This window comes from Porphyrobacter sp. MBR-49 (genome assembly GCF_053628655.1).
Window position 1 is genome coordinate 442,982 of the sequence record NZ_JBRJGU010000002.1, and the last position, 18,569, is coordinate 461,550.

18 protein-coding genes are annotated in these 18,569 nt (G+C 61.3%); 4 read left to right on the plus strand and 14 right to left on the minus strand.

Going from position 1 to position 18,569, the window contains the following annotated elements; translation table 11 throughout:
* The 7 genes from ACSSV3_RS04400 to argB all read right to left on the minus strand — a co-directional run bounded on the left by ACSSV3_RS04400 (position 1) and on the right by argB (position 5,531).
* Positions 1–1,176: a saccharopine dehydrogenase family protein gene (locus tag ACSSV3_RS04400; protein WP_354324055.1), complete on the minus strand. Its 1,176-nt coding sequence runs from the start codon at positions 1,174–1,176 to the stop codon at positions 1–3.
* Between the two features lie 105 nt (positions 1,177–1,281).
* Positions 1,282–1,836, minus strand: coding sequence for a dCTP deaminase (dcd, locus tag ACSSV3_RS04405; RefSeq protein WP_354324056.1), 555 nt, complete (start codon positions 1,834–1,836; stop codon positions 1,282–1,284).
* Positions 1,837–1,925: 89 nt separating this feature from the next.
* Complete coding sequence (locus ACSSV3_RS04410; protein WP_354324106.1) at positions 1,926–2,549, minus strand: MarC family protein; 624 nt, start codon at positions 2,547–2,549, stop codon at positions 1,926–1,928.
* Between the two features lie 5 nt (positions 2,550–2,554).
* A complete protein-coding gene (locus ACSSV3_RS04415; RefSeq protein WP_354324058.1) occupies positions 2,555–3,328 on the minus strand; it encodes a Cif family virulence factor in 774 nt (257 codons plus the stop codon).
* Entirely contained in the window at positions 3,325–4,221 is an 897-nt protein-coding gene (folD, locus tag ACSSV3_RS04420) for a bifunctional methylenetetrahydrofolate dehydrogenase/methenyltetrahydrofolate cyclohydrolase FolD (protein ID WP_354324060.1), read from the minus strand. The genes ACSSV3_RS04415 and folD overlap by 4 nt, the downstream gene beginning before the upstream one ends.
* On the minus strand, positions 4,221–4,514 hold the full coding sequence (locus ACSSV3_RS04425; protein WP_354324062.1) for a YggT family protein: 294 nt from the start codon (positions 4,512–4,514) through the stop codon (positions 4,221–4,223). Before ACSSV3_RS04425 ends, folD begins: the two co-directional genes overlap by 1 nt.
* A 105-nt stretch (positions 4,515–4,619) precedes the next feature.
* Positions 4,620–5,531 carry an acetylglutamate kinase gene (argB, locus tag ACSSV3_RS04430; protein WP_354324064.1) on the minus strand — a complete coding sequence of 304 codons (912 nt, stop codon included), beginning with the start codon at positions 5,529–5,531 and terminating at the stop codon, positions 4,620–4,622.
* A gap of 222 nt (positions 5,532–5,753) precedes the next feature.
* Here argB and ACSSV3_RS04435 point away from each other — a divergent pair, with 222 nt between their 5' ends.
* The 3 genes from ACSSV3_RS04435 to ACSSV3_RS04445 all read left to right on the plus strand — a co-directional run bounded on the left by ACSSV3_RS04435 (position 5,754) and on the right by ACSSV3_RS04445 (position 7,459).
* Positions 5,754–5,948: a hypothetical protein gene (locus tag ACSSV3_RS04435; protein ID WP_354324066.1), complete on the plus strand. Its 195-nt coding sequence runs from the start codon at positions 5,754–5,756 to the stop codon at positions 5,946–5,948.
* A 48-nt stretch (positions 5,949–5,996) separates the two neighbouring features.
* Entirely contained in the window at positions 5,997–6,671 is a 675-nt protein-coding gene (locus ACSSV3_RS04440; protein ID WP_354324068.1) for a hypothetical protein, read from the plus strand.
* Positions 6,672–6,850: 179 nt separating this feature from the next.
* Positions 6,851–7,459 (plus strand): class I SAM-dependent methyltransferase, encoded by a 609-nt coding sequence (locus ACSSV3_RS04445; protein ID WP_354324070.1) that lies wholly within the window; start codon positions 6,851–6,853, stop codon positions 7,457–7,459.
* Positions 7,460–7,570: 111 nt separating this feature from the next.
* On the opposite strand, the gene ACSSV3_RS04450 is transcribed toward ACSSV3_RS04445, so the two are convergent.
* Entirely contained in the window at positions 7,571–7,741 is a 171-nt protein-coding gene (locus tag ACSSV3_RS04450) for a hypothetical protein (protein ID WP_354324072.1), read from the minus strand.
* Between ACSSV3_RS04450 and ACSSV3_RS04455 the strand changes: the two genes are divergently transcribed.
* Positions 7,740–8,588: a transglutaminase-like cysteine peptidase gene (locus ACSSV3_RS04455; protein WP_354324073.1), complete on the plus strand. Its 849-nt coding sequence runs from the start codon at positions 7,740–7,742 to the stop codon at positions 8,586–8,588. The genes ACSSV3_RS04450 and ACSSV3_RS04455 overlap by 2 nt on opposite strands.
* Here the strand turns inward: ACSSV3_RS04455 and ACSSV3_RS04460 are convergent.
* The 6 genes from ACSSV3_RS04460 to ACSSV3_RS04485 all read right to left on the minus strand — a co-directional run.
* Positions 8,534–9,799 (minus strand): HlyD family type I secretion periplasmic adaptor subunit, encoded by a 1,266-nt coding sequence (locus tag ACSSV3_RS04460; protein ID WP_354324075.1) that lies wholly within the window; start codon positions 9,797–9,799, stop codon positions 8,534–8,536. The genes ACSSV3_RS04455 and ACSSV3_RS04460 overlap by 55 nt on opposite strands.
* Positions 9,796–10,827 carry a cell wall hydrolase gene (locus ACSSV3_RS04465; RefSeq protein WP_354324077.1) on the minus strand — a complete coding sequence of 344 codons (1,032 nt, stop codon included), beginning with the start codon at positions 10,825–10,827 and terminating at the stop codon, positions 9,796–9,798. Before ACSSV3_RS04465 ends, ACSSV3_RS04460 begins: the two co-directional genes overlap by 4 nt.
* A complete protein-coding gene (locus tag ACSSV3_RS04470) occupies positions 10,827–12,965 on the minus strand; it encodes a type I secretion system permease/ATPase (protein ID WP_354324079.1) in 2,139 nt (712 codons plus the stop codon). Before ACSSV3_RS04470 ends, ACSSV3_RS04465 begins: the two co-directional genes overlap by 1 nt.
* 24 nt (positions 12,966–12,989) lie before the next feature.
* Positions 12,990–14,387, minus strand: a complete 1,398-nt coding sequence (locus ACSSV3_RS04475) for a TolC family protein (protein WP_354324080.1) — start codon at positions 14,385–14,387, stop codon at positions 12,990–12,992.
* A gap of 18 nt (positions 14,388–14,405) precedes the next feature.
* Positions 14,406–15,068, minus strand: coding sequence for an OmpA family protein (locus ACSSV3_RS04480; RefSeq protein ID WP_354324082.1), 663 nt, complete (start codon positions 15,066–15,068; stop codon positions 14,406–14,408).
* A 92-nt stretch (positions 15,069–15,160) separates the two neighbouring features.
* On the minus strand, positions 15,161–18,569 hold a 3,409-nt coding region (locus ACSSV3_RS04485; RefSeq protein ID WP_454184750.1), incomplete at its 5' end, for a beta strand repeat-containing protein.

Consider the following 18,569-nt stretch of genomic DNA (forward strand, 5'->3'; position numbering starts at 1 on the left):
TCAGCTTTCAACCGCGAAGGTCAGTTCGGCGTGATCTTCCAGCCGCTTGACCAGATCTTCGCCCAGAAATGCGCCGGGCGTGCCGATCCCGCCCGGTTTGGCGCAGGAAAGCAGCGCGATCCCGGTCTCGCTCAGCATCCGGCTGGTTGAACCATAGCCCGGATCATAGCGCCCCTTCACGCCATATTGCAGCCGCCCGCCATCCGCCATATCGGCCACGAACACGACATCGTAGAAGCCGTTTTCGCGTTCTTCCTTGGTCGGACCCTCGCCGGGCTTGGGCGGCTTGGCACCGAACGGGTTTTTCATGAATTCCAACGCCGCATTGGCCGCTGCCTTGCCCGCTTCTCCGGGGCTGGTCAGCATCATCTCGTCATACTTGAAATCGGTGCCGTAAGGGTGGCCAAGCAGGAAGTTGGTGCGGTGCACGTTCTTGGTGTTGATCGGCGCCATCACGAACGGCGCGGCCCATTTGCCGAGATCCTCCTCGTGGCTGGGGATCATGCCCGAAGGCTGATCCGGCCCTTCAAACCCCGGCGTCAGCGCGAACGGATTGCGCAGCACGTTGATGATCGAGGGACTTTTGGCCGCCGCCTTCATCGTCGCGCCGAGGCTGGCCGCGGTGCCACCCGAAAACGTCCCCTGCATCGCCCGCACCCGCCCCCGGATGCGCGGGGCAGGCTTGTCGAAGCGTTCGACGCAGGCCTTCTGCGTCATCAACACGCCAAGATCGAAGGGGATCGAATCGAACCCGCTGGAAAAACAGATGCGCGCGCCGCTGGCTTCGGCGGCGGCCTGATGCTCGGCGATTTTCTGCGCCATCCATGCCGGTTCGCCGCACAGATCGGCGTAATCGGTGCCAGTGGCAACACAGGCGGCCACCAGCTTGTCACCATAAAGCTGATAAGGGCCGACCGTGCTCAGCACCACCTTGGTGCGCGCGCACATCGCTTCGAGATCGGCGCTGTCATCGGCATTGGCGACCACCAGCGGGGTGGTGGCAGGCGCACCAATCAGGTCGCGCACTTCCTCAAGCTTGGCAAGGTTGCGCCCCGCCATTGCCCATTTCGGGCCATCAGCGCGGCTGCCATAATGGTGGGCGAGATATTCAGCGACGAGCCGCCCAGTATAACCGGTGGCACCGTAAACGATGATGTCGAATTCGCGGGTGGCCATATGATCCCTCTTGAAACGGTCATTCCAGCGAAGGCTGGAACCTCAAGTGGATTAATGCCGCATTTCCGCCCGAGATGCCAGCTTGCGCTGGCATGACGTGAAGGGTTACAATCGCGGCAACGTCACTCCGCGCTGGCCCATATATTTGCCCGCACGGTCTTTATAACTGGTCTCGCAGCGTTCGTTGCCCTGCAGAAACAGGAACTGGCACGCGCCTTCATTGGCATAGATTTTGGCAGGCAGCGGGGTGGTGTTCGAAAATTCGAGCGTGACGTGCCCTTCCCAGCCCGGCTCCAGCGGCGTCACATTCACAATGATCCCGCAGCGCGCATAGGTGCTCTTGCCGAGGCAGATCACCAGCACATCTTCGGGCACACGGAAATATTCGACGGTGCGGGCCAGGGCAAAGCTGTTGGGCGGAATGATGCAAACATCGGTTTCGCGGTCGACAAAGCTATCGGGATCGAACGCCTTGGGATCGACCACCGACGAATTGACATTGGTGAAGATCTTGAACTCCGGCGCCACCCTTGCGTCATATCCGTAAGACGATAGGCCGTAGGAGATCACCCCGTCACGCCGCTGGGCTTCGACGAAGGGTTCGATCATGCCGTGTTCCTGCGCCTGTGCGCGGATCCATTTGTCCGAAAGAATCGCCATCCGCGATGGGATTCCCGATGGCGCGGGCAAGGGCAAGGCCGGGGGCGGAAATATCCCCCCTTCGCTTTGGTCAGCGCAACATCAACCCGTCACAAACCGAAGCTGCCTTTCAGCCCGTCGATCACATATTGCGCCGCCAGCGCGGCCAGCAACACGCCGAGCAGGCGGGTGATCACGGCTTCGACCTTATCGCCCAGCAGCCGGATCAGCGGGCCTGCCGCGACCAGCGCCGCTCCGGTAATCACCAGCACCGCTGCGAGCGCGCCGAGCACTTCGAACGATTGTGCCAGCCCGTCCGCCTCGTTCATCAGCAGCATCACCGCTGCGATCGCGCCCGGCCCGGCCAACATCGGCATGGCCATCGGAAACACCGAGACATCCTCAATCTCTGGTGAGGCGGCGACTTTTTCGGCGCGTTCCTCGCGGCGCTGGGTGCGTTTTTCGAATACCATGTCAAACGCGATGAAAAACAGCATCAGCCCGCCTGCGATGCGGAATGAATCCAGTTCAATATGCAGCGCGGCCAGCAATTGCTGGCCGAACAGCGCAAACAGCAGCAGGATCAGCGACGCAATCACCGTCGCCCGCAGCGCCATGCTGCGTGCTTGGCTAGCGCTCGCGCCCTTGGTCAGCCCGGCATAGATCGGCGCGCACCCCGGCGGGTCGATCACCACGAAGAAGGTGACAAAGGCGGAGAAGAACAACTCGGTCAGCACCATCACTCTCCGCTTGTCGGCGCAAGGTTTTGCTCAAACGCGGTGAGCCAACGACCCTGATAGAAATAGTCGGCAGCGGCAAACCGGGTGCCATCATCGCGGTGTTCCCAGCGCCAACGCAAGGTGCCGTCGCGCGACAGGCGGGCATCGGCCTTGCCTTCATCGCCCACGGGGATCGCGGGCGGCGGCGGGATCGCGGCATCACGGCGCGGGCATGAAGCGACAAGGCCCTGCACCGCATCAATCGAGGTGACGACGATATCGCCATCCTCAACCGGTTTGCGCGGCGGGGGCTGCGGCACATCGAGTCCGCCGACATCGAAGATGTAGCGATAATCGCCGCCGCTCTGGCGTTCCCACACGGTCAGAAAATTGCCGACCTTGCCCTCGGGCGTGGTGATGCGTCCGTGGCTGACGGCGACCGCCCCATCGCAGCTGATCACCACCGCGCGCGGTTCCCACTGCACTGCGGTAGGCGGATCGGTTTGCGTGGCGAGCCAGGGCTCGATTGCGAAGGGGCCGTTTTCACCGTGGAGCAGCGCGCCGGGGGCCGCGAACATGCGAAACGCGGTCCACTGTCCGTTTTCGCGTGCGGCGCGGGAAAAGGCGATTTCGGTGGCCACGATCGTGCTTGGCTGCGCGGCGCCGGGGGCGGTGGCCAGTGCGCGGTTGATCAAAGCTACGGTGCGGTCGCTTGGTTTCTGTCCGCCGCTCGCGCAGGCGGTCAGGGCCAGCGCCGCTGCCCCCAGCAATAGAAGGTAACCCGCGCGCCTCATAAGCCCTCCGGCGGTGCAAGCCCGGCATGGGCGTGGGCTGCAACCAAGGTATTTCTCAACAGCACCGCAATCGTCATCGGCCCAACCCCGCCCGGCACCGGAGTAATCGCACCGGCGACTTCACGCGCCTCGGCAAAGGCGACATCGCCGACCAGCTTGCCCCGGTCCTTGCCCGGTTCGGGGGGCAGGCGGTTGATGCCGACATCGATCACGGTTGCTCCCGGCTTGATCCAGTCAGCCCGGATCATTTCCGGGCGGCCCACCGCAGCCACCACAATATCAGCGCGGCGCACGATATTGGGCAGGTTTTTGGTGCGGCTATGCGCGATAGTCACGGTGGCGTTGGCGTCCACCAGCAACTGCGCCATCGGCTTGCCGACGATGTTCGACCGACCGATCACCACCGCATCCAGCCCAGACAGATCGCCGAGCCGGTCTTTCAGCAGCATCATGCAGCCCAGCGGCGTGCAGGGGATGAAGCCCGCCTGCCCCACGGCAAGCCGCCCGGCGTTGATGACGTGGAAGCCGTCAACGTCCTTGTCCGGGTTGATCGCGGCGATGATCGCCTGTTCATCGAGGCCATTTGGCAGAGGCATCTGCACCAGAATGCCGTCCACCGCCTCATCCTGATTGAGCCGTTCGATCAGCGATAGCAGCGCGGCTTCGCTGGTGTCGGCAGGCAGGCGATGTTCGAAACTGGCCATTCCGGCGGCGTCACACGCCTTGCCTTTTGCGCCAACATAGACCTGGCTGGCAGGGTCTTCGCCCACCAGCACCACTGCTAGGCCCGGACGCCGTCCGGTGGCCTGCGCAAACGCGCTCGCCCCCACGCCAATGCGCGCGCGCAGGGTTTCGGCAAACGCCTTGCCGTCGATAAGCGCGGCTTCGGGCATCAATAGGCCCCGGCAACGCCGATCAGCACCCGCGTGAGAATCTGCAGGCCAAGGATCAGCACCAGCGGCGAAAAGTCGATCGCGCCGGTATTGGGCATGATGTTGCGGATCGGGCGAAGCACGGGTTCCAGCAACCGGTTGATCGAGTCATATACCTGCCGAAGGAACTCATTGCTCGGGCTCACCACGTTAAAGGCGAACAGCAGCCCGATCACGAATTGGATAATGATCAGCATCACCAGCACATTGGTGAGCATCACGATGATATCGACGAGTACGGCCAGTCCTTGCATTGTGATCCGTTTCCATTGCCGGGGCGGCGGGGTGCGCCACCCTGTGATGTCCCTTATAGGCGTATTAGCGTCTTAATACGCCTCGCGCCACAATTGTGTTCCCGCTCAGGCGCGCACCAGCGTGCCGGCCCCGCGGGCTGTGAAGAATTCGAGCAGCATCGCATGACCCACCCGACCATCAAGCACCACCGCCGCTTCGCACCCGGCTTCGACCGCGTTGATGCAGGTTTCCAGTTTGGGCACCATCCCGCCGTGAATCACGCCGTCTGCGCGCAGGCGGTTGATGTCTGCGGGGGTGAGATCGGTCAGCAGCTTGCCTTCGCCATCCAGTACGCCCGCCACATCGGTGAGTAGAAACAACCGCGCCGCGCCCAGCGCCGCTGCAATCGCGCCCGCCATCGTATCGGCGTTGATATTATAGGTCGCCCCGTCCTCGCCGGCTGCGATCGGGGCAATCACCGGGATCATCCCGGCGGCCACAGCGGTGTCGATGATGGTGGTATCGACATAAGCAGGCTCGCCCACGAAGCCGAGGTCGACCACCTGTTCGATCAGGCTTTCGGGATCGCGGGTGGTGCGGGTAACTTTGCGCGCTGTGACCAGCCCGCCGTCCTTGCCCGATATCCCGATCGCCTTGCCGCCTGCAGCCGCAATCCAGCTGACAAGCTCCTTGTTGATCCCGCCAGAAAGCACCATTTCGGCGATCTTGGCGGTCGCTTCATCGGTGACGCGCAAGCCATCGACAAAGGTGCTTTCCACCCCCAACCGGGCGAGCATCTGACCGATCTGCGGCCCGCCGCCATGCACCACCACCGGGTTGATGCCGACCGCCTTCAGCAGCACGATATCCTCGGCAAAATCGCGCGCGGCGGCAGGATCGCCCATCGCGTGGCCGCCATATTTCACCACGAAAGTGCGCCCGGCATAGCGCTGGAAATAGGGCAGCGCTTCGATCAGCACTTCTGCCTTGGCGAGATCAGGGGCGTCTGCCCGAAGGTGGTCATTTGTGTCAGTCACCGGCGTTCCAGTTCTGTGGCCAATCGGCTTGTCGCCGCGCGCCCTAGCGGTTTGGCGGCGCGGGGCCAAGCGACTTGCTGCGCGATCTGGCAAGCTGACGCGCAATGCTAGGAATTTCATCGAGTCAGTGTTACTTTCATTCCGCTGTAATGTTTGAATCATCTAGTTCAACGAGGGGTGATGGCATCGGATAATCCGGGCTTGGCCTCAGGAGACATGGGCATGAGCGACGAAAATTCCGGAGCGCGGGGCACCAGTAATTCGCCTGCATCATCCGGCGACGGACGGCGGCAGGCAGACCGGCGCAAATCGCAGCAGCCTTTTGATGGCCCCGATCGCCGCAAGGCCGACCGGCGTTCCGGTGCCGACCGCCGCACCACGCCTCGCGCCGATGGGATCGTTGGCGAGGAGGAATAGCGCCTGAACGGCAGTGACCAGGCTGCGTTTTATGCTAGGGCTCCCCGCATGACCATGCCTCACCCCGTTTGCTTTCAACCCCTCCACCGTGGCCGCTGGGCCGCCTGCGGCGTGCTGTTGCTGGCAGGGTGCGCCGCATCCAGCGCTCCCGATTCGGTCGACCCGCAAACCCGCTTCTGGGCCGCCTTGGAAAGCCATTGCGGCAAGGCCTATGCCGGGCGGATGGTGACAGCCGATGCCGCCGACTCCGGCCTTGCCGGACGGGCGATGGTGATGGCGGTGACAGAATGCAGCGACACCGGGATTGCGGTTCCGTTCCACGTCGAGAACGCCGATGGCACATGGGATCGGTCGCGCACTTGGCTGATCACCCGCAACGATGCTGGCGGCCTGCGGTTAAAGCACGATCACCGCCACGCGGATGGCTCGCACGATGCGGTGACGATGTATGGCGGCGACACTGCGGCCCGCGGCACAGCGCGCGCGCAAACCTTCCCGGTGGATGCCGAATCCATCGCGCTGTTTACCCGCGGAGGCCTCGCCGCATCGGTCACCAATGTCTGGACGGTCGAGGTTGATCCGGCGGGGACGGCGGGCGCGACCTATGCCTATCAACTGCGCCGGACGGTTGCCGGGGGCGCCCCGGCGGAACGGCATTTCCGGGTCGAGTTCGATCTTACCCAGCCGATTGCCCTGCCGCCGCCAGCGTGGGGCTGGAAGTAACCTGCGCGGGTCTAACGGGGGTCAAGCCCAGCCCCAGACCCTCCATTCAAATCCGGGCCTTCCATTCAAATATCGTCGCTGCGGTCGGCAAATTAACTGAGGCCCTCCAATTGAACCATGAGTCACTGCTTTGCGGGAATGCGGCGCCATCCACGGCGTGCCGGATCTGCGACGGCGGCATGGCCTATCCCCGCGTGGATGTTACCGATCGCGCCTATTTCCAGTGTCGGCGTTGCGAGGGGACTTTCGTTGCATGGGAAGGCCTCCCAACCAGCGATGTCGAACGGTCGCAATATGAACTTCATGAGAATGATGCGAGCGATCCGAATTATCGGCAATTCGTCGGGCGACTTGTCGCGCCCCTGATCGAACGTCTTGCTGCGGGCGCTGAGGGTCTGGACTACGGGTGCGGTGAAGGCCCTGCCGGAGCGGCCATGCTGATTGAAGCGGGCTTCAACGTGACCCTTTATGACCCCTTCTTCGTGCCCGACGAGGCTGCGCTTGAACGCGACTATGATTTCGTTTTCTGCTGCGAAACGGCCGAGCACTTTCATGATCCGGGCCGCGAATTCGACAAGATGGAGCAGCTACTGCGTCGCGGCGGAATCCTCGCCATCATGACAGGGCTTGAATATCCGCAGGTCAATTTCGCCACGTGGCATTACCGCCGCGATCCGACCCACGTGACGTTCTATCGGCCAGTGACGATGGAACGGATCGCACAGGATCGCGGCTGGGAGGTTGATTTCCCAAGCAAAAACACGATCCTTTTCCGCAAACAGTCCTAGGATCAGGCCACTCCGGGCAGTCCCCAGTGGCCGAAAAGTCGCATCAACTACGGGATGTTGGTTGCCCCCCCATTAACCAATTATCGCGACCTCATCTTATATCGGTCGCCCTTACGCCTTCTGAATGCAGACGGCGAAGAAGATATGCTGGCACCACTTCAGGCTCCCCGGATGGATCGGGGTGGCCTCGCTGTTGGCGGGCATCAATCCGGCTCCGGCCCATGCGTATTTCTCGTCGGCAGCCGTCGGCGCCTTGTTCGGATGCACCAACCAGCTTTCCATGCCGCTCCCGACGGGCGCTGAGGGCCTTGAGAGCGGGAAGTCATCGGCCATTCTTGGCGGTCAGCCCAGTGCGCTTGACCTCATCAGCGCGCAGCAGGGTGGTGCCACCGCAACCAGCGTGTCCTATTCACCCGATCAGGCGCAGCCCGCAGCGATGACGACAATGTTGCCTTGTCCGCTAGGGGCCTTCGCTCCGACGGCGCTGATTGAACCTTCGATGACGAGGGCGCAGGCATCCGGAGAATTTCTCGGCAGTTCGCGTGTCTTGATCGGTAGCACGCCGCTCGACCGTGTCTGGCGGCGCGTTTCACGAAAGAGCGCGTCGGTATCGGCGACCGAATACCTCCAGAGGGACCGACTGGCATCTGACCTCGATCATGTCACAAAGGTCAATGCGTGGGTAAACCAGAACGTCGATTATGCCGAAGATCAGGCCATCTACGGCCAATCGGATTACTGGGCCACGGCGAATGAGACCCTGCGTCGGCGCAAGGGCGACTGCGAGGATTTTGCGATCCTGAAATACCAGTTTCTGGTCAATGCGGGTTTCGATCCGGAGTCGCTTTATCTGACCTTGGTCTGGGATGCCGTGCGTCGACGCGAACACGCCGTGCTGATCGTCAAGCTGAACGGTTCACACTATCTGCTCGACAACCAATCCGATCAGGTTCTGCTGGCCGATAATTCCCATGAATATTCTGCGAAAATGAGCTTCAGTGAGCGGTCATCGTGGCTCCACGGTTATACCGCCCGGCCCGATGCCGGCCAGACATTGGCAGTCAGGCGCATTGCCTATTTTTCTGACAATGCCGTATCGAATGCCCGCGCGACCGGCTTTAACAGATAGGAAAGAATGCTTTTTGAACCGGTTATGATTTCCACGTCGGTCATCATTCCGGGGACAATCGAAAATTTCTGGCCGTTCTTTTCAACAAAGCTGCGATCAGTTTCGATCAGGACGCGATAGTAGCTTTCGCGTTCCACTTCGTCATAAATGCTGTCGGCTGAAATCTCGACAACCTTGCCTGCCAGCCCCCCGTAAGTGGCAAAGTCATAGGCTGTGACTTTGACATTGGCGGGGTCTCCTGCCGCGACAAAGCCGATGTCACGCGGGCTGACCCGCGCTTCGACCAGCAAGCGGTCGCCAACAGGGACGATCTGCATGATCGTTTCGCCCGCGCTTACGAAGCCGCCTTTGGTCGTGATCTGCAGATCGTTGACGATCCCCGCTGCTGGCGAGCGCAGTTCGTTCCGGTTGCGCCGGGCCGATGCTCCGCGGATGCTTTCCTCGTTGACCGCGATCCGGGTTTCAACCTCACTGCGTTCATTCAACGCCTGCTCCTGAAAATCGAGACGCGCTGACTGAAAATCGGCCTGCGCCTCGCGAATTGATGCTGACGCGCGCCCGGCTGCCTGCTGCGCGGCCGCAAGCCTTCCTCGCACGTCGACCAGTTCCCTTTGGGCGGTCAGCAATTCGGTGCGGGGAACGATGCCCTGCGCCGCCAGCGGCTCAAGCATCCGCACCTGTTCCTGCGCCAGCCTGACGCTTTGCTGGAGTGAAGCGGCGGTCTCTTGCGCTTCGCGAAGGTCGCGCCGACGCTGTTCGATGGCCGCCGAGAGTGACGCCTCGCGGCTGCGCGCCGCGGCCAGCCGTGCGCGTTGAAGCTGTTGTTCTTCGGCACACACCGACCCCGGCTCACACCCCATCACAGAGCCGCTCGCTTCGCCCTCAAGCCGGGCGGCCTTTGCCTCAAGCCTTACGTTTTCTGTCTGGAGCTGGCCCAGTTCGGAGGCCGCCATACTGTCGTCCAGTCGGACAAGGAGTTGGCCCTGTTTGACCAGCTCCCCGCTGCGCACCAGTATGTCCGCCACAACTGACGGCTCTGCGGGTTGAACAAGCTGCGCCTGACTGGATGGGATCACCTTGCCCATGCCCCGAGTGACTTCGTCGACCTCGGCAAGGCTGCTCCAGACGATCAGCAGAAACAGCGCCGCCGCCGAAACGATGATCAGCTTGCGGTTCGCATCCAGAACTTCAAAGCGTTGCACCAGATTCATGGCAGTTGGCTTCCCGAAGCTGTGATTACTCGCGGCAGGGCAGCCTCGGATCGCTGTTGTTCAAGCGTGGACTGCAATGTCTTGCTGGCGGCAACCGGATCGGGAATCGAAAGCGTCCAGCCCACGGCGGGATCCATGCGTCCACCGACATCATTATCCGCGCGCCGTTCGGTTGGGCTGCGCTGCAAATGCTGCGGCAAGGCCGACGGCAGTTCGCCTTCCTGACCTTCATCATAGGCGGCGAAGCGCCTTGGATCGAAGGTTGGATAATGCTCGCTGCCAGTCCAACGCGCCGAAAACCGCGTGGCATCGCCTGCGCGCCCGGGGAAACGATAGAAGATGTGCCGCCCTTCGACATGAACCTTTTCAAGGCGGTACGCCCAATAAGGCAAAACATAATCGGCATGATAGTGCGTCGCGGTTCCCACGGCCTTTTCCACGTGCCCGGTCAGGGCCGCTTCGGCTACGTTAGCCGATTGGCGCCAAAGGTGGCCGACCGGACGGCGCGCAAGCGAGCCGTCACACGTGTAACTGAACTGGCAGACTGGCTCTGACCACCCCTGATAGACCACACCGCAGACCGACGAGGGGTAGGCAGGGTGGGTGACCCGGTTGAGAATGACCTGCGCCACGGCGCGTTTGCCAGCCGGGCTTTCGTTGGCAGCCTCGTAATAGATCGCCTCTGTCAGGCAATGCAGTGCGGTCTTGTAGGTTGCCGCGCCTGCCGCCCCAGCCCGGAATGGCTTGGCAAACCCGGCAGACGTGGTGACGAACGGGATCAGGGCATTGCGCTCCTCTGCGCTATACGTGCCCGTGTCGATCAGGGCTGATGGCTGCACAGTCAGCTTTTCAAGATCGCGCGCCAATCCGGCAGGCATGGCTGAGAGCGCATTATTGGCGCCCACTGAACTATCAGACGCGGTCGGCAAACTGGGCGCGGCCAGCAGCATGAGCAAAGCTGCCACGCCGGTCGCTTTCAGCGGGCCTGAGCCAAGCCGCAGTGGCGCGATCCTAGGCAGTCCCGGCATCACGCTTCCACCCTGGCGCGCAGGTTTTTGAGGATTTCAGCCTTCGGCCCGTCTGCAACCACCCTGCCTTCGTTGAGGACGATGATCCGGTCGCAGATATCGAACAGGGCCGGGCGGTGCGTGGCCACAATCAGGGTCTGCTTTTTCGATAGTGCGGATTTCAACTTCTCGACCAGCATCGCCTCGGTATGAGAATCCATCGCGCCTGTGGGTTCATCGAGGTAGAGCATTTCGAACGGGCTCATGAAGGCGCGTGACAATGCCAGAAATGCGCGTTGCCCGCCCGACAATGTGCGTCCCTGCTCGCCCACTTCGCGGTCAAACCCCGCAGCGTCGCGGGTCAGGAAGCCATCAGCCCCGGTTTTGACCAGCGCGTTGATGATATCTGCATCCGAGGCCCCCGGCGATCCGAGGGCGATATTTTCACGGATGCTGCCCGTAAAAAGGTTGGCATCCTGACCAACAAAGCGGAAATTGCGCCGCAACTCTGCAGGGTAGAACTGGCGGCTGTCGATCCCCTCGATCCTGATCGCGCCATCGGTTGGCGGATAAAGCCCGCACAACAGGCGGCCCAAGGTGGATTTGCCCGAAGCAACGCGTCCGACAATGGCGATGCGCTCGCCCGGCTCGATCGTGAGATTGATGTTGCTGATGCTGGCGATTTCGCTGCCGGGATAGGCGAAGGACACATCTTCGAGGGCAATGCGATACCCGTCTCGCTGCGATGGAGGCAGGCTGATGCTGCCTTGCTTTCGTTCGTCGGCTGCGGCGAACATCACCTCGATCGAATCGAGCGCTTCGCGTGCCTGCCGACCGCGCGTCAGCAGGAACGCGATCTGGCCGGCCGGAGCAAGCGATCGCGATGACAGCATGACGATTGCAATGATCGCGCCCATGGTGATCTCGCCCGCAGCGAACAGGTAATATCCGCCCACGACGAGCGAAACGCTCGAAACTTGCTGGAATGACGAAGCAAGCGCGACCGCCCTTGATGAGATCTGCCGCAGCCGCAACTGCGATTGGCTACCGATCCGGGACAGGGACTGCCACTTGCCGAGCAGCCGACGTTCCCCGGCGATGCTCTTGAGGGTTTCCATTCCCGCAACCGATTCAACCAGAACTGTTTGCTGGAGCCCCGCATCGGATTGTGCATCGCGGGCAGCGTCGATCACCTTGCGCTGCAAGATCATTCCGGCGATCGCCATGATGACGAGCGCGGCCAACGGAACCAACGCGAGCCACCCTGCGATGTAGGCAATGACCGCGATAAACAGGGCCAGAAACGCGAGGTCAACAACCAGAACCACCGTGGTCGACGCAAAGAATTCGCGAACCAGAGTATATTCATTGACCCGGGCAGCAAGCGCACCGGTGCTGCCCCGCCGCTCATTCATCGGGGTCGACAATATTCTTGAGAACAGCTTCTGGGAAAGGTTGATGTCCAAACGTCGGCCGATCTCGTCGACGACGTTGGTTCGCGCTGTCCGGAGCGCAAATTCCAGCAGAAAGGCGAGCGCAACGCCCGAAGCCAGAACCCAAAGCGAGGATTCTGCCCTGTTCGGGATGACCCGGTCATACACATTCATTGAGAACAGGGGGAGCGACAACGCCAGCATGTTGATCAGCAGCGATGCCAGCAATACCGATCGAAAGGCCTTGCGCTCCTTGCGCAGCTCGGACCAGAACCAGTGATTGCGACCTTTCGCATGCCACGGCGCATCCTTGGCACGAAGCGCGTCGGGGTTCGCCACGACACTGATGAATTCGCCTGAAAACGCGCTGTCGAACCCGGAAAGAGGCGTCCAGACTGGCTCGCTCGCGTCATCGGCAAAGGTCAAAACATCGTCTGCTGATAGTTCTAGCAGCGCGATAACCGAATTGTCCTGCATACGCGCAATGAGCGGGTAGGCATCAGGCTGTCTTGGCAGCCGCCGCGCGGTCGAAGCCTCGTGATTGAAACCAGCGAGGTCAAGCGCTGCGCTTGCCTGATGAAATGGCAGCGCGCCGGACTCGTCCCGTGGAAGCGCATTGAACAGCACTCTGGGATCTGGGGTGCCGAAATGCATCGCCACCCGGACAATCGCAAGGATCAGTGGATCCCGCTCGGATGCCTCTGTGAACTCTTGTGAGTACTGCACTCTGATACTCCGGAGCTTATGCTCCTATTCAGGATAGCGACGTCGCTGTAATTCCGCCGGACGCGAGGGCCCATAATCAAAACGATCGCGTTCTGCGGCCCCGGCTCCCGTACCGGGTGCGATACTAAGCGCGCTGAGGAAATTATTCGTTGCCGCCAATACTTGATATTGTGCGAACAGCTCGGAGAAGCGCGCCGTTTCGCGGCGAACCTGCGTGTTGAACCGGGTGTTTTGCGCATCAAGCACGTCAAGCAATGACCGCCGCCCGATGTTGAACTGGCTACGGTAGGAAAGGAGCACGTCATCACTGACCTGCGCTTGGCGTTCCAACGCACCGAACACCGTTTTCTGCGTTGTCATCGCCGTCCACGCGTTGCGAACGTCTTCTTCCGCCTGGCGAACCCGGTCATGCAGGCGGAAACGCGCCTCGCTTGATCTGCGGACCATTTCCTGAACCTGCGCTGCGCGGCGACCACCATCGAACATCTGCCAGCGAATATACACCCGCCCCTGGATGTCATTGGTTTCGCCTCTGAAACCGTCAATGTCATCGCCGATCCGGCCGGTCACATCAACACCAACCCTCGGGGCAAGTTCGCCACGGGCCGAAGTAACCATTGCGTTGGCGGCATCCACATCTGCCTGCGCTTCACGCACAAGCGGATTGGCAGTGCGCGCCTGACCAATCGCTATTTCCTGACTGCCGGGTAGGTTCTGTGCGAGGGACGGTGGAAAGTTCGCGCGCGTGATGTCGAGGCCGGTCAGCCGCTTGAGAGCGGTCTGGGCGTTGGTCAGATCTTCTTCGGCTTGGGTCTTCAGGACTATCGCCCCCTGCAGACGTTCTTCGGCCTGCTGTAAATCAGCCACGCTGATCGAGCCTTGGGAAACGCCTTGCTGCAAACTGCCGGTCATTTGCTCATGAAACACAACATTGTCCGTGGCTGCGGCGACGATGCGTTCCTGCAAAAGGATGTTCAGATATTGACGCGACACTTGCAGAGCGATGAATTCCGACCGCTCAAGCACCCGCAACGATGCGCCATCCACCCGCGCAGCCTGCCGCAACAATTCGCCGCGGCGACGCCCGAAATCGAGTATGGTCCAATCCCCTCTGACTTGCGCTTCAAGCGGATTGAGCCAGTCATCGGCAATCCCAAGCGCCCTGCGGGTCTGGTTCTCAAGCCTGCGCGCGCCTGCCGATGCTTCTACATCAATCGTGGGGAAATAGAGCGATTGCGCCTGTTCCCGTTCGAATTGAATGGCTTCGGTATTCATCTGAGCCTGGGAAATCTCAGGATTAGATGCGACCGCGGATTCAATTGCCTCCTGCAACGATACCGGGCCTGCCTCGCTCTGTGCCATTGCTACAGACGAACACGTCGTCAAAGCTATGGCGATGGCGATGTTTCTTGCGGTTTTCATCTCTGCCATTCCCCCCAGTTATTTCGCTGTAATCTCGACGCGGCGATTTTCCGGACTGCGCGTTCCGTCGGCTAACGGCACGCGCGGATTCGCCTCGCCTTTGGCATCTACGTTGATGACTGTCCCCGCAGCCACTTTTGACCGCAGCGCCGCTGCGACAACGTCAGCCCGTTGCTGCGACAAGGCCAGATTATACTGGTCACTGCCCGCCTGATCAGTGTGGCCGACGACGGCAAGAGCGGTCCATCCGCACGCATTGGCCTGCTGTGATGCCGAATCCAGAATGGACATTGAATCGGCCTGAAGTTCAGTCGAATCGAACTCGAAAAAGACTGTCACCAACCCGGCATCTGTGCAGAAATTCGGGCGGCTTGGCGGCGGGGGCGGCGGGGGAGCGGGTCGCGCCGCAGGGGCACGCGGCGTGCGGTTCATCAGATCATACGCCCGCGCGCACTTGCTGATGCTCGCTTCGTCGCGGGTCGAAGACTTCATGTAGCCCAACGCGATCCCGCATTGCACCTTGGCCTCAAGCGCCCAAAGATGGCGGCTGTCATTCGCTGACGTCAGGCGATCATCGAGCGAGGCGGCTAACGCCGCATCGTAACGATTCGTCAGTTCATTGACGAGAGCGCCACCCTCCAGCGCCCCAAGCTCGGAAGCGTTGGTCGTTTGGGCGCTCACAGCCCCCCCGGCCAAAACAATGTAAGCAGTCGCCGATGTCAGCGCCAGTCTCGCGAGTCGCATGTGAACGTCCCCCCTTTTAGTTCCGTCTGTTAACCGTGCATTAGCGCAAGTTGTGCGGCTTCGTCGACCATAGATGTGTCGGGCACCGAAACCGAAGCCAAGGTCGGCCCGGATAGGTCTGCAGACAACAGGCTGACCAGATGATCGGTGTTCACCGCCTCATGCGTGATATTGTCGTTGCTACCACTATCGACAAACTGGTCGATCACGAGGTCGACAAAACTGCCGCCAAGCGCATCACTCAAAGTTTGCTGCGCGAGCCCTTCTCCAAGCAGACCGGCCAAGTTCGGATCGATGTCCCCGGGCAGGGCAGCCTGTTCACCGCCAAGCAGCAGCAGGGCTTCCATCATGCCATGATCCGATGCGCCCGGGCCTTCAGCGAAGACCTCAGTCGCAAGGGGCTCATGCTCAATGGTCGAAAGCTGCAGCGGTGCTGCATCCACCACTTCGCCGGAAAACTCCAACGGGTTCGAGCCGAATTGCGTCGCTGCATCAAGGGTCGACCGCGAGCCAGCAGAACTGACCGAGGCCACCGCCGTGCCATCGCCGCCCAAAAGCGCGTCGACACCAAAGTCAGCAAGGCCGGAGCCGCCAGCCAACGCCAGACTGTCGCTGACCATCTGGATCGCTGGATCGCTTGCAAGGCGGGTGCCGAGCGAATGGTCAATGTCCACCTGAGCTGCGGCAGACACCGGCAGCCCCACCAGCATACCGGCCAGTGCCGCATAGTTCACCGTGCTTGCGGCCAAGCGCTGCTCGATCGCTGAAGAGACAGTGTTGCTGGACGACTGGTCATGGATTGCGAAGGGCAAGGTTGCAACACCGACCGCGCTGGCTTCTCCGCTGGCTGCGCCAGCATCCTGGATCGGGTCAACCAGCGCATTGGCAAGGTCATAGGTTCCTGCGGCCAACGTGCCCGTGCCATTCGCCGTGAAGGTTGCTGTGCCTTGCACCACCACCTCACCATTGGCTTCCGAAGAGCGGATATTGTCATCCGAAGTCGCGATCGACGTGATGCCCAGCGATGGAAGCGTAAGCAGTTCACCGTTATCGACCACACCATTCTGGTTGGCATCCTGCCAAACCCTCAGGCTGGCCCAGATCGGATCGGCCGGATCCAGAGCGCCCGCGATACCGGCCGTGTCGAAAGCCGACAGCGCCGCCAAAGCATCCTGCATATTGTTGCCGAACACGATTTCAGCTGCGCCATCGACCTGGTTATTGCCGTTGGCATCACGAACCAGAATGCCGTCATTCGCGCCGACCCAGGCGGTCGCTTCTGCGATCCCGTCGCCATCAAGATCAAATGCCACTCCGGCTTCGGTGCCGACGAACTCAACCCCATCCCCGTCCAGATCAAGCGCCAGCATGGGGGAGACCGGGTTCACGGTAACATCAAGATTGACGGAGCTGACGATATCACCGTCACCGTCGATCACGGATACCGGCACAAAGAAGCTTACCGGAGTATCGGTAGCCACCGAAGCGCCGAAGTCGCCGATCTTGAACGTGTTACCGCCCACCCAGCCCCATTCGATGCTGTTGAAACCGTCAGCCGTAAAGGCGGCGATCCGGGTGTTATCTCCAACCCCTGCTACATCGACGACACCATTATTGAATGTAACGGTGAACAGGCGTCCGCCAATGGTAATCGCGCCGCTCGCGCTGATCGTGTTAGTCTGCCCGTTGAACGAAATCGCGATACTCGTGATCGGGTCTGGCAGGCCGTCGCCGACATTCCGTACCGTTCCGCTGTCATTGTCGTCAAAAGCGGAAATCCGAACGGTCGAAGCATTGTTGATCGCAGTAAAGAGCGCCGAAGCGCCATTGACAGTATAGTGGCCATCAAAGTTCTGCGTGTCATCGCCGTCGTTGAAGTCACCACCCGGCACCGGGTTTCCGACCAGATCGATGACATAATCGACACGCATCGCCTCGCCCGAACCGACCGAGTTGCCCCCCGCAATACCGCCCTCATTCGCATTGGTATTGACCGTGCCGCCGCCGACGGGCGTGAGCAAAAGATCGCGGCTGTCATTGTCACCCGGTTGGGTAAAACCAGCCCACGAACCATTGCCGCCGACGAAATCCAAACCAGCATCATTGAAGTCGATATTGGTTATCGAATCGATCGGCTGGCTGATCTGGACAACGTATTGGTCTTCGGCACCGCTCGGCTCGAGCGTGATGCGGAAAACCTCGGTTCCGTCGGTCGACTTGTTTGCGAAGAGTGTTCTTCCGTCGCCGCTGAGCGAGTATGTGATCGGCGCAAGGCCCGATGTGAGCGACTGACCGGCAAGCGCAGTGATCGTTGCGGAAGTGAACACCACGCCGCCCCGGCCATCAGCACCAAGGTTGTCGTCGACGTTGCCGTTAACCGTATCGAGGCTGAACACACCCAACGCGCCCATGATATTGGCCATGCTGGCGGCTGCAGGAACGACCGCCACCGGCGTGTCATCATCGATAGTAACGGCAACGACCCCGGTGGACACCGCGACGTCACCATCCCCATCGGTTGCCTGGATCAAGCCGCCAAACTGGATGGTCAAGTCATTCTCATCCCCGCCCGGCGCGTGGTCGAGCGGCCCACTCAGCGTGAATGTCCAAGAACCTGTGTCGGCGTCGAGCGTAAAGGAGAATATATCTGCTCCGCCCACGCCCTGGGTCGCAGTAATGGTGTTGCCGGTTACGTCATAGGCAAGGTCGATACCACCAGAGGACAGGCTCTGGGCTTCCAATGCGGCTTGCACTTGCGCGCTGCTGATAAAGCCAAAGCTGCCTTGCCCATCCGCACCGAAATTGAACAGACCAGCGGCGGAACCTGTGGCAGTTAGCGCCTCACCCGGAACGTCGCCGATGCCGCCGGGTATGCCGCCGGGAAGACCATCCTCGTCGACAGTCCCGGTGCTTATTCCCCCGATGGCAAGCGGCACATCATCGATGATCCGCACGTCAAGGCTGGCGGTGTCATCGGAGCCATCGGTATCGGTGACCACCACGGTGAAGCTGTCGAACACGCTGTTCTCGCCGTCGCCGTCCGGGTGCGCGGTGTTGTCTTCGAGCAGGTAGGAATAGCTGATCGTCCCGCCGATCACAGTGCCGCCAGCAATGGTAACCGGCGTGAACCCGGTGATGGTGAGCAGGCCTGCCGCCGTGTCGATGGTCTGGCCGGGCACGAACGCGCCGTTCTCGAACACCGTGACCCCGCCAATCGTGACCGTTGCCAGCCCATCGGGGCTGTCGATCGTGAAGCTGCCGGTGCGGGTCAGCGCCGCCGCATCGGGCGAAGAGCCGTCGGCAAGGTCGTCCTCGTCAACCACCACTTCGCCGCCGACCACACCAAGCCCGTTGATCACCACGCCGTCATCGGCGCCGTTGATGGTGATGGTCAGGGTCGTGCTCGCGCTATCGTCGTCGCCATCGGTGATGGTGTAG

What these genes read in the sequence shown, in the direction of transcription:
- ACSSV3_RS04400 (WP_354324055.1), bottom strand. Translation starts at nt 1,176, where the DNA reads ATGGCCACCCGCGAATTCGACATCATCGTTTACGGTGCCACCGGTTAT.
- dcd (WP_354324056.1), bottom strand. Translation starts at nt 1,836, where the DNA reads ATGGCGATTCTTTCGGACAAATGGATCCGCGCACAGGCGCAGGAACAC.
- ACSSV3_RS04415 (WP_354324058.1), bottom strand. Translation starts at nt 3,328, where the DNA reads ATGAGGCGCGCGGGTTACCTTCTATTGCTGGGGGCAGCGGCGCTGGCC.
- folD (WP_354324060.1), bottom strand. Translation starts at nt 4,221, where the DNA reads ATGCCCGAAGCCGCGCTTATCGACGGCAAGGCGTTTGCCGAAACCCTG.
- ACSSV3_RS04425 (WP_354324062.1), bottom strand. Translation starts at nt 4,514, where the DNA reads ATGCAAGGACTGGCCGTACTCGTCGATATCATCGTGATGCTCACCAAT.
- ACSSV3_RS04435 (WP_354324066.1), top strand. Translation starts at nt 5,754, where the DNA reads ATGAGCGACGAAAATTCCGGAGCGCGGGGCACCAGTAATTCGCCTGCA.
- ACSSV3_RS04440 (WP_354324068.1), top strand. Translation starts at nt 5,997, where the DNA reads ATGACCATGCCTCACCCCGTTTGCTTTCAACCCCTCCACCGTGGCCGC.
- ACSSV3_RS04445 (WP_354324070.1), top strand. Translation starts at nt 6,851, where the DNA reads ATGGCCTATCCCCGCGTGGATGTTACCGATCGCGCCTATTTCCAGTGT.
- ACSSV3_RS04455 (WP_354324073.1), top strand. Translation starts at nt 7,740, where the DNA reads ATGCCGCTCCCGACGGGCGCTGAGGGCCTTGAGAGCGGGAAGTCATCG.
- ACSSV3_RS04450 (WP_354324072.1), bottom strand. Translation starts at nt 7,741, where the DNA reads ATGGAAAGCTGGTTGGTGCATCCGAACAAGGCGCCGACGGCTGCCGAC.
- ACSSV3_RS04460 (WP_354324075.1), bottom strand. Translation starts at nt 9,799, where the DNA reads ATGAATCTGGTGCAACGCTTTGAAGTTCTGGATGCGAACCGCAAGCTG.
- ACSSV3_RS04465 (WP_354324077.1), bottom strand. Translation starts at nt 10,827, where the DNA reads ATGCCGGGACTGCCTAGGATCGCGCCACTGCGGCTTGGCTCAGGCCCG.
- ACSSV3_RS04475 (WP_354324080.1), bottom strand. Translation starts at nt 14,387, where the DNA reads ATGAAAACCGCAAGAAACATCGCCATCGCCATAGCTTTGACGACGTGT.